General features: G+C 27.0%; 15 protein-coding genes. All 15 read right to left on the bottom strand.

The genetic code is table 11. The annotated features are described in order from the left end of the window. Window positions 1–26: 26 nt before the first annotated feature. The 15 genes from mltG to I2A66_RS01185 all read right to left on the bottom strand — a co-directional run bounded on the left by mltG (window position 27) and on the right by I2A66_RS01185 (window position 14958). Window positions 27–1094: an endolytic transglycosylase MltG gene (gene mltG / locus I2A66_RS01255; RefSeq protein WP_122638275.1), complete on the bottom strand. Its 1068-nt coding sequence runs from the start codon at window positions 1092–1094 to the stop codon at window positions 27–29. Between the two features lie 156 nt (window positions 1095–1250). Continuing rightward, window positions 1251–2576, bottom strand: coding sequence for a pyrimidine-nucleoside phosphorylase (locus I2A66_RS01250; RefSeq protein WP_147515560.1), 1326 nt, complete (start codon window positions 2574–2576; stop codon window positions 1251–1253). An 87-nt stretch (window positions 2577–2663) separates the two neighbouring features. Continuing rightward, window positions 2664–3485 carry a purine-nucleoside phosphorylase gene (locus I2A66_RS01245; protein WP_330566153.1) on the bottom strand — a complete coding sequence of 274 codons (822 nt, stop codon included), beginning with the start codon at window positions 3483–3485 and terminating at the stop codon, window positions 2664–2666. Between the two features lie 18 nt (window positions 3486–3503). Beyond that, complete coding sequence (locus tag I2A66_RS01240; RefSeq protein ID WP_122638277.1) at window positions 3504–4676, bottom strand: phosphopentomutase; 1173 nt, start codon at window positions 4674–4676, stop codon at window positions 3504–3506. A gap of 20 nt (window positions 4677–4696) precedes the next feature. Next, window positions 4697–5572, bottom strand: a complete 876-nt coding sequence (locus tag I2A66_RS01235; protein WP_122638278.1) for a tyrosine-type recombinase/integrase — start codon at window positions 5570–5572, stop codon at window positions 4697–4699. A gap of 12 nt (window positions 5573–5584) precedes the next feature. After that, complete coding sequence (locus I2A66_RS01230; RefSeq protein WP_122638279.1) at window positions 5585–6199, bottom strand: hypothetical protein; 615 nt, start codon at window positions 6197–6199, stop codon at window positions 5585–5587. Between the two features lie 61 nt (window positions 6200–6260). Further along, window positions 6261–6788: an NUDIX hydrolase gene (locus I2A66_RS01225; RefSeq protein ID WP_122638280.1), complete on the bottom strand. Its 528-nt coding sequence runs from the start codon at window positions 6786–6788 to the stop codon at window positions 6261–6263. Beyond that, the gene (locus I2A66_RS01220) at window positions 6766–7857 is read right to left on the bottom strand and encodes a DUF3866 family protein (protein WP_147515563.1); all 1092 of its coding nucleotides are present in this window, start codon (window positions 7855–7857) and stop codon (window positions 6766–6768) included. Before I2A66_RS01220 ends, I2A66_RS01225 begins: the two co-directional genes overlap by 23 nt. 4 nt (window positions 7858–7861) lie before the next feature. Beyond that, window positions 7862–8686 (bottom strand): glycosyl transferase, encoded by an 825-nt coding sequence (locus tag I2A66_RS01215; protein WP_195250811.1) that lies wholly within the window; start codon window positions 8684–8686, stop codon window positions 7862–7864. 6 nt (window positions 8687–8692) lie between these two features. Continuing rightward, window positions 8693–9385, bottom strand: coding sequence for a glycosyltransferase family 2 protein (locus tag I2A66_RS01210; protein ID WP_122638283.1), 693 nt, complete (start codon window positions 9383–9385; stop codon window positions 8693–8695). Between the two features lie 15 nt (window positions 9386–9400). Next, window positions 9401–10273: a copper transporter gene (locus I2A66_RS01205; RefSeq protein ID WP_122638284.1), complete on the bottom strand. Its 873-nt coding sequence runs from the start codon at window positions 10271–10273 to the stop codon at window positions 9401–9403. A gap of 16 nt (window positions 10274–10289) precedes the next feature. Next, window positions 10290–11411, bottom strand: a complete 1122-nt coding sequence (gene steA, locus I2A66_RS01200; protein ID WP_147515564.1) for a putative cytokinetic ring protein SteA — start codon at window positions 11409–11411, stop codon at window positions 10290–10292. 177 nt (window positions 11412–11588) lie between these two features. Next, window positions 11589–12842, bottom strand: coding sequence for a CCA tRNA nucleotidyltransferase (locus I2A66_RS01195; protein ID WP_147515565.1), 1254 nt, complete (start codon window positions 12840–12842; stop codon window positions 11589–11591). Window positions 12843–12988: 146 nt separating this feature from the next. Continuing rightward, a complete protein-coding gene (gene spo0A, locus I2A66_RS01190) occupies window positions 12989–13816 on the bottom strand; it encodes a sporulation transcription factor Spo0A (protein WP_122638287.1) in 828 nt (275 codons plus the stop codon). 110 nt (window positions 13817–13926) lie between these two features. After that, complete coding sequence (locus I2A66_RS01185) at window positions 13927–14958, bottom strand: SpoIVB peptidase S55 domain-containing protein (RefSeq protein WP_243113287.1); 1032 nt, start codon at window positions 14956–14958, stop codon at window positions 13927–13929. Window position 14959 lies beyond the last annotated feature (1 nt).

Raw genomic sequence — 14959 nt, 5'->3', positions numbered from 1 at the left:
CATTAAATCAAAACTAATTGGTTACGTTAATTTGTACTTGTATTTTTATCATCTTCTTTTTGTAGTTTATCTCTTGCATCTTTATATTCTTGAACATACTTTAGATGATCTTCATAATTTGTACTATAGTTATTTCCACCATCTATTTTTGCAACAAAGTATAGATAATCTGTTTTTTCAGGATATAAGGCAGCTTTTATTGACTTAATACCTGGGCTTGAAATTGGTGTAGGTGGTAATCCTCTATTTATATAAGTATTATATGGAGAATCTATCTTCAAATCTGCATAAGTTACAATCTTTTTTCTTTCATCAAATATATACTGTATAGTTGCATCTGATTGAAGAGGCATGTCTATTTTTAATCGATTATAAAATACACTTGCTATCAATGGTCTATCTTCATCTAATACAGCTTCTTTTTCAATTATAGATGCAATATTTATAACCTCTTGTAAAGTCATATTTAGTTCTTTTTGTCTTTTTACTAACTTTTGTGTGTATTCTTTATTAAATCTTGAAAGCATAGTTGATATTACTTTTTCTTCACTATCTTCTTCTTTAAAATAATAGGTATCTGGATATAAAAAACCTTCTAATGATTTTATATCATCTTCTTTTAAGAAGTTATATTCACTATAGAATTTTGAAGGATTATTTATTAAATCCTCATACTTAGACTCTTCTCCAATATTTTTATTTATAAGAATGTCAACTATTTCTTTAGATGTAGATCCTTCCGGTATAGTTATTTTTATGCCATCATTATAAATTTTTCCAGAAACTAAAAGTTCTAATATGTCTTTATTAGAATATGTTTGATTTACTAAGTACTTACCAGCTTTTATAGACTGGGCATCATTACTCAACTTAACAACAACTTTAAATAATACTTTATTTTTAATTAATTTATTTTCATATAATATATCTGATATATCACTCAATGTTGAACCAGTTGGTATATCAACGACTATATTTTTCTTATTACTTTTATTATAAGGTCCAATTTCATAAATTACAAAAGCCCCTATAATAATTACCAATATAATAGAAGTTATCCCTACTATTTTTAGTCTATTATCTTTTAAATTCATGGGTAATCTACTCCTCATATATATTTATATCCTTTATATTATAAATCTAAGCATGAAAATTTTCAATAAATTTGTCGAAGAAATATATTTTAGGTTTATATAATAATAAAAGCCTAACGTTATTTTTTACACGTTAGGCTTCTTATAATCAATTATCTAGAATTTTTTTATTCCATCTTTTGTTACTACACCATAAACTAATTTTTTAGGCTCTACTTTTTCATCTACTATTGTATATGCATTTATAAATCTTTCTTTAGCTGATTCTAACTTTTCTTCTTTATTTAAATACATAGTAGCAAGTATATCACCTTCATTTACATAGTCTCCTACCTTCTTTTTAAGTATTATACCTGCTGATAAATCAAGAATATCTTCTTTAGTTTCTCTACCTGCACCTAAAATCATTGCTGATACTCCAACTTCTTCTGCTTCTATCTTACTTATATATCCATTTGTTGGAGATTTAATTTCAACCTTTATACTTGCTTGTGGGAATAATGAATAGTTATCTACAACATTTTTATCTCCACCTTGATTTTCTATAAATACTTTTAATTTTTCAAGTGCTGCACCTGAGCTTATTGCTTCTCTTATTTTTTCTATACCTTCTTCAAATGTATCCACCGTCTTAGCTAAAACTAGCATATATGCACCTAGAGTTTCACATAAATTAACAAAATCTTTAGGTCCATTCCCTTTTAATGTTTCTATAGCTTCTATTACTTCTAATGAATTACCTACTGCAAATCCTAATGGTTCATCCATGTCAGTTATCATACCTATAGTTTCTCTATTCATTCCATTACCTATATCAACCATTGCTTTAGCTAGATCAAATGAGTCATCTAAAGTCTTCATGAATGCTCCATCACCAGTTTTAACATCTAAAAGTATTGCATTAGCTCCTGATGCTAATTTTTTACACATTATACTTGCAGCTATAAGAGATATGTTATCTACTGTTGCAGTAACATCTCTAAGAGCATACATCTTTTTATCAGCTACTGCTATAGTTGCAGTTTGTCCACATACAGCTATTTTATGTTTATTTACAGAATCTATGAATTTTTTAGCTTCCATTTCTATTGAGAATCCAGGTATTGATTCTAGCTTATCTAAAGTCCCTCCTGTATGCCCTAGTCCTCTTCCTGACATCTTGGCTACTGGAGCACCACATGCTGCTACTAATGGCGCTAAAGCAATTGTAGTTTTATCTCCAACTCCTCCAGTACTATGCTTATCAACTTTTATACCTTCTATTTCTGATAAATCTATTACATCTCCAGAATTCATCATAGCTTCTGTAAGATAAACAGTTTCATCTTTGTTCATTTTATTTAAGTAAATAGCCATTAATAAAGCAGATGCTTGGTAATCTGGTATTTCGCCTTTTGAATATTTGTCAACAAAAAACTCTATCTCTTCTTTAGTAAGTTCATGATTATCTCTTTTTTTCCTTATTATATCGTAAATTCTCATATTACTCTCCTAAAATTCTATGGTCTATTAATAACTATAAGCTCTAATATTAGTATTTAAACTAATATTAGAGCTTTATAGTTTCTATTATATTTTATTAACAACTTTTTTAACTAAACTTAAAAATTCTGATTTTACTTTTTGAGTAGTTTCTATAACTTCTTCATGATCAAGAGGTTGATCAAGTATACCTGCTGCCATATTAGTTATACAAGATATACCAACAACTTCCATTCCCGAATGTGATGCTACTATAACTTCTGGAGCTGTAGACATACCTACTGCATCTGCACCTAAAATTTGAGCCATTCTTACCTCTGCAGGTGTTTCATAAGTTGGCCCACTGAAGAATGCATAAACACCTTCTTGAACTTCCATATTTAATTCTTTAGCACATTCCTTTACTAATTCTACATTTTTTGGTTGATATGCTGTTGACATATCAGGGAATCTTGGTCCAAATCTTTCATCATTTGGTCCAACTAATGGATTGCTACCACTTAAGTTTATATGATCTTTTATTATCATTAAATCTCCTGGTTTAAAGTCTTTATTAGCCCCACCAGCAGCATTAGTTACTACAAGTGTTTCCACTCCTAAAGCTTTCATAACTCTTACTGGGAAAGTTATTTCTCTTTGAGAGTATCCTTCATAATAGTGGAATCTACCTTGCATAGCAACTACTTGCTTTCCTTCAAGCGTTCCTAAAACTAAACAACCAGCATGTCCTTCTACTGTAGAAACTGGGAAGTTTGGTATTTCATTATAGTTAATTTTTACAGGATTTTCTATTTTATCTGCTAGTATTCCTAATCCAGATCCTAAAATTAATCCTATTTGTGGATTTATGCTAGTTTTTTCTTTTATAAAGTTAGCACTTTCTTGTACCTTATCAAACATGTTTTTCATTTGTATGTCCTCCAATTTTTATTTCATTATGTCTTGTTTGAAACTTTTACCTACCTTAGGCATTTTAACATTTAATATATCAGTAACTGTTGCACCTATATCTGCAAAGCTATCTCTTATACCTAAATTAACATTTTTATTTATATTTTTTCCATATACAAGTAGTGGTATATATTCTCTTGTATGATCTGTACCCTTATAAGTTGGATCATTTCCATGATCTGCATTTATTATAAGTATATCACTTTCTTTCATGGCACCAATTATTTCTGGTATTCTTCTATCAAACTCTTCTAATGCTTCTTTATATCCATTTACATTTCTTCTATGACCAAACTTAGAGTCAAAGTCAACTAAATTAGTAAATATTAAACCTTTATTTTCTTTTTTAATATAACCTATAGTTTCATCCACACCATGCATATTATCATCTGTGTGTACAGCTTCAGTTATACCCTGTCCATTAAATATATCTTCTATCTTTCCTACCGCTATAACATCTAAATTTGATTCTTTTATGTTATCTAATACTGTAGGTTCAAATGGATTTAAAGAATAATCTCTTCTGTTAGAAGTTCTTGTAAATTCGCCTGCTTTTTTACCAATAAAAGGTCTAGCAATTACTCTGGCAACTGCATTATCTCCCATCATTATTTCTCTAGCTATCTCACACATTTTATATAATTCATCTAGTGGTATAACTTCTTCATTTGCAGCTATTTGGAATACACTATCTGCTGATGTATATACTATAACATCACCTGTTTTTATTTGATGCTCACCAAACTCATCTAATATAGCTGTTCCAGAAGCAGGCTTATTTCCAACTACTTTTCTTCCAGTTCTAGCCTCAAATTCATCTATTATCTCTTTTGGAAAACCATTTTCAAATGTTTTAAAAGGAGTTTCAACTAATACTCCCGTCATTTCCCAATGTCCAGTTGTAGTATCTTTACCTTGAGATAATTCTGCACATTTTCCATAAACTCCAATTGGTTCTATTTCATCTTCTATAAAATCTGCTCCATCTATATTTCCTATACCTAACTTTCTTAAATTAGGGATACTTATATCATTACACTCTTTTACTATATTTCCTAAAGTATTTACACCCTTATCTCCGAATTTTTCAGAGTCAGGAAGTGCTCCTATACCAACACTATCAATTACCATCCATATTACTCTATTCATTTTTAGTCCTCCTTCATAGCTTATGTTCTAGGATGTTTTTCTTTCATTTCTTTTCTAATGTTTTTATTTATATGATTTATATAACTTTGTAAACTTGATAAATTTGAATTCCCTAATATTTTACTAACCACAGCTATATTTGCACCATTATTTAAAAGATGAATTGCAAATGAGTGTCTAAGCATGCTAGGGTTTATATTTTTATTTATATTAGCTTGTACTGCATATTTTTTTATAATCTTCCAAAGACCTTGTCTTGTAAATCTATTTCCTAAAGAGTTAACAAATAAAGCATCTTCATTTTCATTAGCTAATTTAGGCCTGCTTTCTTTTAGATATTTTTCTAAATATACTTTGGTTATATCTGGAATAGGAATAACTCTTTGATTCTTTCCAGAATTACAATATATATATTCAATATCTAAGTCAAAGTCCACCATATTCATTTCTACTAGTTCAGATACTTTTATTCCAGTTCCATATAAAACTTCAAATATAGCTTTGTCTCTAATTTGCTTTGGAGTATCTAGCTTTGTAAAATTTAATAAAGCATCAATCTCATCTTCAGTTAAAACATCTACATTTTGTACTTTTACCTTTGGTTTTTTTATATTTCTAGCAGGGTCATTATCACTATTTCCATAAAAAAATAAATACTCATGAAAAGATTTAATCGATGATATCATTCTTGATATAGTTGATACAGATATATTACATCTTTCTAATTCTATCAAATATGCTATGATATCATTTTCCCCTACATTTTCTAAATTTATATTTTTACTATTTAAATATTCTACATATTTTTTTATATCTGTAAAATACGATGCTACAGTATTCTCAGATAATTTTTTTTTAGTTTTTATATATTTTATGTATTCCTTTACGACGTCCATGGTAAACTCCTTTTATTTGACTAGGAATTGTAAGATATTAATAAATATCAAGTTTGATATTACTTGTAAAAATAATGTAGCTATTATTATTATTATTAAATTTAATAAATATCGTTTTAATAAAAATATCATGCTATTTTTATTATTAGTTTTAAATGCTTTAATAAATTCTTTTGCATAATTAAATGAGATTAATAAAAGCATAATTGCACCAGGAATTAATGCAAAATTCTTAATTAGAATTACAAATAAAACTTTTATACTTTTATATTTTAAAAATAATATACAGCTATTTATAGTATAGCCTATTGATACTCCTTTTAGCATAAAAATTAAAATTGATATTGGAAATGTTACTACCAATAAATTAAGTATACCTATTATAGACATAAATTTAAAGTCTAATTTTAAATTTGACAATATAACATCTTTAATAACTATGCTTTCTCTAGAGCTATAATATCTCTCAATAGATTTAACAGATTCATTAATAGAGTTTTCATACCCTGGTAACACTTTATTTAAGCATGTCCCAATAATAACGAATACTACAAATAAAATCCCAACTAATATTATTTTCTTATTAAGTTCCTCATAATAAACTTTTCTTCCATACGTTCTTCTCAAATTTATAACCTCCTCTTGTATCCTACAAAATACTATGTAAGAGAAGAGGAGGTTATTCCTTTTATATTAATTCTTTTGTTATTAACACTCCAATTGAAGTTTTTGCATCTTCAATTTCATTTCTTTCTATCATATTATATACATCATTAATATCAAATTCTTTAACTTCTATAACTTCATCTTCATCGAAATTTGTATCTCCAGGTATAAGATTCTCTGCTAAAAAAATATATATTTTTTGGTTAGAAAATCCTGCAGATGTATAAAACTTATGAATTAATCTTATGTTTTCTGCACTATACCCTGTTTCTTCTTTTAATTCTCTAATAGCACATTCTTTAGGATTTTCACCTATTTCGATTTTACCTGCGGGAATTTCCCATAATTCTTTTTCTATAGCTTTTCTAAATTGTTTTACTAATATAACTTTTTTATCATTAGTTATAGCAACTATGCCTACAGCCCCATTATGTTCAACTATTTCTCTTTTTTGGTAACCTCTGTTCGGTACTTCTACAGTATCCACTCTTAAACTAATTGTTTTCCCCGTATATACCCTGTCACTACTAATAGTCTTTTCCTCTATCATAACAAACCTCCATTAAGTAATATGCTGCTGTACTTGCAGCTTGGAAGAACTCCTTATCCTGATCATAATTTCTTCCCATACTTCTTACTTTTAGATTAAAGAACTCTAGATCCTCCTTAGTTCTATCGTTATTGATATATACTATGTTGTGCTTACTATCTAATTTATTACTCTTTATTTGCTCCTTAATTCTATCTAGGCTATCATCACCATATTTAGTTATAGGTATATTCACCTTCACATTTACAATGTCGTCTAAAACTGTAATGCTATGATGAGATATTCCTTTGTGTCTCTCTCTTTTGTCGGCAAAACTAATTCTAGGAATTGCAATTGGATTTCCATTTAGTTTTTTAACAGCGTCCAAAATAGGACCTTGTTCTATACCAGTAAATCCGTACTTTGTTCCTGTTCCAGCTATCCCTGGTCCCATACTAACAAACACTGCATCTGCATTTAATACTTCTTTTGCAGTTATTAAAGCCGTATATATGTTTATACATTCATAGTCACCACCAAATGCATTACCTATAGTTATTGTTGCATCAATTAATTTTTTATTTTTTAAAGACTCTACATTTTTACTTAAATATATAGGTAGTGCTGCTCCATCAGTCATTATATACACTAATTTTTTATTAGGATTATTTCTTTTAAAAGATGCTACAAATGGAGTTAACATACTATGTAAAGTTCCTACCACAACAGGCATATTATCTAAGCTTTTAAAACCTTCTATTAAGTCATGATATTTACTTTCTTGTTCTTCTACTGAATCAACTTTTACTTGAAATGGTGTGTATCTCAATTTCATAATATGTCCACCTGGTGTAAAGCTTGATTCTATATTATTTAAGTTAGATATAACGAAGTGGTAACCACCTGTTCCTAAACTTAGTTCCACAGCAGTTGTATTTAATATAACTTCATCTCCTACATTAACTTCTCCACTCATTTTAGGATAATTATATGCTTTTTGGATATTTCCATTTATATTAACTCTTATATCATCTATATTTTCACTTTTATCAATTATTTCTTCCACTATACCAATTCTTTTACTTATCATAAGATTACCTTCCTAACTTATCTATAAAGTTTAAAATTTTATTATTCTCTATTATTTTAGTTAATGAGTATTTTTCAGTTAATAAATGTATTAAAATTAAAAATACTAACCAGATAATCCTAATATTAAAAGAATATCCAAATACCATTAGTATACCTATAGATATTCCAAGCACATTTGATCCTGTATCTCCCATCATAGCCTTCGCTTTTAAATCAAAATTAAAGTAAGCTAATACGTTAGGAAGTATAAGTAATGGTAAAACCTTTATATATCCTGTAAGTGTTATAAATATTGATATTATAATTACTAAGTATACTTTTATAGCTCTTCCTGGTCTTAAATCCAATAAATTCATTAAATTTGTTGATAAAGCTATTATTAGAGTATTTATAATTATATTTGGTATACTCTTAGAAATAGATAATGATATTAAAATACCTATAAATCCACCAAATACAGCTTTAAATCCTCCAGTTGTTAGATTTCCTTTAAAAAGACTTTTGAAATGTCCTTTTAATCCACTAACATCTCTATTCCCTATAATGTCATCTAATATACCTGCAAAGAACATTGATATCATTCCAAATATAAATACGAATACATATAATAAATTTCTAGGATCTTTAGTAAAATAAATTAGTATTATACTATTTATAATAATCATTGGTAAAAATACAATACCCATACTTACAGGTATCATATCTTTTTTATAATTTGGTCTAACAACATTGCTATTTATAAGTAAGTTTTTAAATAAAGGAATAATAGCATATGTACCTATTAAACCTACTAAAAACAATACTATATAAAGTATATAATTATTCAAAATTAACTACCTCCATTCTTTCTTTTTCTGCTTTAGAACTTTCTTTATGTGGTAGTATTGCTTTCCTCTATGAATAAACCCTTTTAAATTTCTTCCAGTTTCATTGTGAGTCATATTAACTAATACTTCTTTTATCTTATATCCATATTTTAATATATCTATGGTCATACCAACTTCAACACCATAACCAAATGGTATCTCATTAAATTTTTCTAAAACTTCTTTTTTAAATAACCTTTGCCCTGATAAAGTTGCGTCTAATTCTACACCTGTCATTTCAAATACAGAATCTTTTGCTAAGCCCTTTACAAATCCTAATCCACCTTTTTTCTTTGCAGGTGGGAATTTCGCTATTACTACATCAGCTTCATCATTTAATATAGGGTCTATAAGTTTTTTTACATCACTTGCTGAGCTACCTAAATCTGCATCTAAAAATCCTATAATATCTGCATTCTTCATGGCTATTTTAAGACCATAGTTTAATGCATATCCTTTACCTTTATTTTTATCTAATTTTAATACTACAATTTTTTCACTGTTAACTTCTGATGCTACTTTTGTAGTATTATCGCTTGATCCATCATCTACAACTACTATTTCATTTATTTCTTTTATATTCTTTATAGCTTCTAATGTATTTTTTATTCTAGATTCTTCATTATAAGCAGGTACTATTATACTTATGTAAGGATTCATAGTTATCTCTCCTTCTTATTTCTTATATGGTATTAAACTTGTAGCCGTATCAGATACTCCAAAATCGCCTACAACATTTCCATCCTTTAGAACTAACACTAATGCTAGTTGACCACTACCTTGATTTATATTATCTATTGTAGTAACTTTATTATCTGAATATAATTTTATATTAGATGTTTTAGTATCTAAACTTTCTACTGCAACTAAATTTTTCTTTTCTTCTCTTAATTTTTCTATTAATAATTTGTCTATTGATTCAAATTGAGCTTCATTATCTTTGGCATTTCCATCAGAACTTAATACTACTGATGTATATGCACTATAATTATCTTCTAGTTTATTTAAATCTAAAACTTTTAATTCTTGTAAATATTCTAATGTTTCTTTTGAATTATCATCTTTTAAGCAATCAGAAATATAAGCTATTAATTCTTCTGTACTATTAATTTCTGTACCAAGCTTAGTTGATATTTCTTTTAAAGTCGTTTTATCTGTTATATTACTATTTAAATTTATATTAAATACTATATTTCCATTTGCTTTACCTATACAATTTTCTATATATTCGTTATTTATATTATTATTTATAGATATTATACCTATATTTTGATCCGTTAGTTCTTCTGATATTAGTTTGTCTGAATTATTATTAATATAATTTACTAATTCATCATATTCTGCATTTGTATCTTTTAATAGTGCCTCTAATTCATTATTATTTTTTCTTAAATCTTCAAATTTAGCATCTAAATCATCTATTATTTGAGCTTGTTGTTTACTTAATTCTTGATCATAATTTAAATTAAAACCTACTAATATACCTATTCCTAGTGATATGAATATAGCACCTATTGTTACTATATAATACTTCATATTTATATGCATCTTAATCCTCCTAAACCTACATTTGTAGTAATAACCTAAACTTTAGCTGCATTAAATGTACAAATTGTTTCACACTCGGTGAAAAAGATGCAACTATTAATATTGGAAATAAAGCTGTTAATATTAATGCAAATATATACTTTAGCTTTAATCTGCTTCTATACAATAAGTTAACACCCTTTGCATCAATAAGTTTTGATCCTATTTTTAATCTTACTAAAAAAGTACTAGCCATACCTTTTCTACCTTTTTCAAGGAAGTCTATCATATTTGAATGAGTTCCTACAGCTACTATAAGTTCTGCCTGATATTCATATGCTGTAAGCATAGCTATATCTTCACTTGTACCTGGAGCTGGGAAAACTATAGCATCTAATCCTAAGTCCTGAACTCTTTTTAGTCCTGGTGCTCTACCATCAGTATATGCATGTACAACTATTTCTTTTGCTTTTTTTAAGGCTTCATCTGTTACACTATCCATGTCTCCAACAATAACATCTGGAGTGTATCCAAATTCAAGTAAAGCATCAGCTCCACCATCTACTCCTACAAGTATTGGTTTCATTTCTTCTATATAAGATATTATTGCACTTAAATCTTCTTTATAGTCTTGACCTCTTACAACAATAAGGACATGTTTATTTTTGTAGTCAGTCTTTACTTTCGGAATTTCTACTTCTCCTAAAATAAATCCTTTTTCTTTTTTTGCATAATCGATTGTATTATCTATAAACTTATCTAATTCAACTCCTAAGTTTTCATATGCTAATTTTATTTTTTGTGAAACAGCTTTTTTATCTAAAAGTTCACCACTTCCTACAAGTTTTCCATCCTTATAAATTTGCCCATCTATAACTTCTATAACCTGACCTTCTTCTAGTTCATTAAATAACTCTTCACCTATATTATCAACTATCAGTATGTTTTTTTCAGTTAATATTCCTGGCCCTTTATTAGGGTACCTACCACTTATAGATGGTGCTGCATTTATAACTAGCTTAATTTTTCCTTCTACTAAAGAGTTGGCAGCAACTTCATCGATATCCATGTGATTTATTACTGCAATTTCTCCTCCGGTAAGTCTTTTCGCAAGCCTTTTAGTCTTTCTATCTACCTTAATAGGGGCTTCGACTCTCATATTTTAACCTCCGATATCTTTTAAAATCAAATTACATTATAGCATTATTTATCAATAAAAGAAATATTTTAACATTTTTTTATACACTAGCTAAAATTCGTACATTTTTATATACTCATTTATTAAATTTTACATTTATCATTTTTATATTCAATACCTTAATATTTCATATACAGATTAAACTAAATTTATAAGAATTTCTTTTTCATTTAATTTTGGATTTGACATAACTTTAGATAATAATATATTTAATTTCTCACCTATTTCTTTGCCTCTATATCCAATATTTTCTAAATCCCTTCCGTTAATATTTAAATCTTTTAACTTATAACACTCTTTATTTTGTTCTATTTTTATAACTCTATTTATAATATTATCTAATATAAAATTTTTTTCTTTTATATTAGAATTGCTCTTAGTATTATATAAGTTATTTTTATAAAATACCTTTTTTAATTCTAAAGCTTTAAGTAAAAGCTTTGGACCAACTTTATTTAAAATTAATTTTATATTTACAGAATCTATGTTATCATATTCCATTAACATATAATTAACCATATTTCCACATTCATCTTTAAATTTGTTAGAATAAATTAATGTATTAATTATGCTTCTTGAAGGAACTTTATTTTGCTTAATTATATATTCTAACATTGCCATTCTTTCTACTAAATTATTTGGACAAAACTTTAATAAATTTAAGCTAGATTCAAACTCTTTATATCCATTTTCACTAATGTATGAATAAATTCCTATTGATTTAAATATACCAGTTTTATATAAAAGAATTATATTTTGAGGATTATCACTTAAAACCATCTTAGAAAATTCCTCTGTAATTCTTTCCTTACTTATCTTTTTTATAATATCAGCATTTTTATATATGCTCTTTAATGTTTTTTCTTCTATTGTAAAGTTTAATTTGCTACTAAATCTTATAGCTCTTATTAATCTTAATCCATCCTCATTAAATCTTTCATCTGGATTTCCCACTGTTTGTACTACTTTTCTTCTTAAGTCTTTTATTCCATCAAATTTATCTATTATTCCTACTTTATCATTATATGCTATTGCATTTATAGTAAAATCTCTTCTTTTTAAATCCTCATAAATATTTGTAGTAAATTCTACATCTTTAGGCTTTCTATTATTTTCATACTCACCTTCAATTCTATAAGTAGTTATTTCATATATTTCCTTATCTATTATAACTCCTACAGTACCATGCTTTATACCATTATCTATAATTTTAAAATCTTTAAAGATATTGATTATATCTTTTGGCTGGGCATTGGTAGTTATATCATAATCATTAGGCTTTATTCCAAGTATACTATCTCTTACACATCCCCCTACTATAAATGCTTCATATCCATTTTCATACATCTTATCTATTATAAATTTAACTTTTTGGGGTAAATAAATTTCCATTTTATATCTCCTTGATTTTCATTTAATGTTATTAATTATATGGAATATTTAAATATTTTACTAACACTTCTACACTTATTTTATGCTTTATACTAAAAAATAAGCCTTCTTTTATGAGAAGGCTTATTTAGTCTAAATATATAAAATTATTTTACCATACTATGTTCTAATCTTAATTTATCAGCAATCATAGCTATAAATTCTGAGTTTGTTGGTTTTCCTTTTGTATTATGTACAGTATAACCAAATAATTGATTTATTGTGTCTACCTTACCTCTGCTCCATGCAACTTCTATTGCATGTCTTATAGCTCTTTCTACTCTACTTGGTGTAGTATTAAACTTCTTAGCTATACTTGGGTATAATTCTTTTGTTACTGCTCCTAAAAGTTCAACATTGTCTATTACCATTTTTATAGCTTCTCTTAAATATAAATATCCTTTTATATGAGCTGGTACACCTATTTCATGTATTATATTAGTTATCTCTGTTTCTATGTTCCCAGAATTTTTAACAAAATCACTTCTAGTCATTTGTATATCGCTATTAACTCTAGATTTAGGCTCTATATGAGCAGTCTTATTAGATACTAACTCTCTTATTCTATTTATAAATATTACAAAGTCAAAAGGTTTTACTATATAGTAATCAGCACCTAAATTTATAGCACTTTGAGTTATCTTATCTTGACCAACTGCAGATAGAACTATTATTTTTGGCATTTTTGGTATGTCCATTGCATTTAATTTTTCTATAACTCCTAATCCATCTAAATGTGGCATTATTACATCTAGTACTAATAAATCTGGTTGTGTTCTCTTAACTAAGTCTAATGCTTCAATTCCATCCTTAGCAATCCCTAAGATTTCTATATCATCTTCATTTGATAGATATTCCTTTAAAACTTGACAAAAGTCTTTATTATCATCAGCTAAAACTATTTTTATTTTTTCGTTCACTAAAATTCCCCCCATTAATAAAACATTCTCTTTTACCTACAGAAAATCTATTTTTATTCTAAAATATAATTCGACATAGTAAAATTATAATCCTTCATAATAATTTAAATTTTCTCTTCTATTTTTCATTGTATCATTTCACTTATAAAAATGCCATATCCTTTTTTCGGATTATTCTTAAAAACATGAGTTATACTGCCTATAAGTTTATTATTTTGTATTATTGGAACTCCACTCATACCTTGAACTATACCACCTGTATAATTAATCAAGTCTTTATCAGTAACCTTTATCACCATATCTCTATCTAAGCTATTATTAGATATTATTTTTTCTATTACTATATCATATGTTCTTATATTTCTATTTTCATCTTCGAAAAGAATTACAGCATCTCCAATTTTTACATCTTCTTCTTTTCCTAGTTCTATTATATTACTATTCACCTTTGCCTTTCCTAATAAATTTCCATAAATTCCAAAATTAGAGTTATTATTAAATTCACCAATTGCTTGACTTAAATCAAATTCTGCATTTATTTTACCAACTGTCTGTAAATTTCCCTTTATAATATCTAAATTATTCGCATTATACAAATATCCTTCTTTTATTTTTAAAAGTTTATTCGTATCTACATCTGTAATAGCATGACCTATTGCAAAAAAAGTATCACTACTTGGATCATAAAAGGTCATAGTACCTATGCCTGAAACCTTATCTCTAACCCATAATCCTAATCTATATGTATTATCTTCATATTTAACTTTAATATTTTCTTCCTTATATTCATTATTTCTTATAAATCCTACTTTTATTTCATCAGCCTTTAAATTATTAAGTATATTAGATACATCGCGACTATTATCAATATTTTCACCATTTATTTTATTTATAATATCTCCAATCTTAAGCCCTCCTATATACTCAATATCATCTTCTTCGTATCCTATAACTAAAACTCCATCTGTACTTGCTCTAATACCAACAACATTACCTAATGGATATACGTATTTTTTATCAATATCACTGTTTAGAGCATTTATAGTTTCTATACTTAAATTCTCACTATTCGTACTAAAATACATTAAGATGCCTATAATAAAAAACATAAATAGAGTACGACATATAAACTTAATATTTTTTTTCACATCTAACATT

It is taken from the genome of Romboutsia sp. 1001713B170207_170306_H8 (assembly GCF_015550495.1).
Lineage (GTDB): Bacteria > Bacillota > Clostridia > Peptostreptococcales > Peptostreptococcaceae > Romboutsia_E.
Note: the sequence above shows the minus strand (reverse complement) of the source record. Positions and strands in the feature narration are given on the sequence as shown.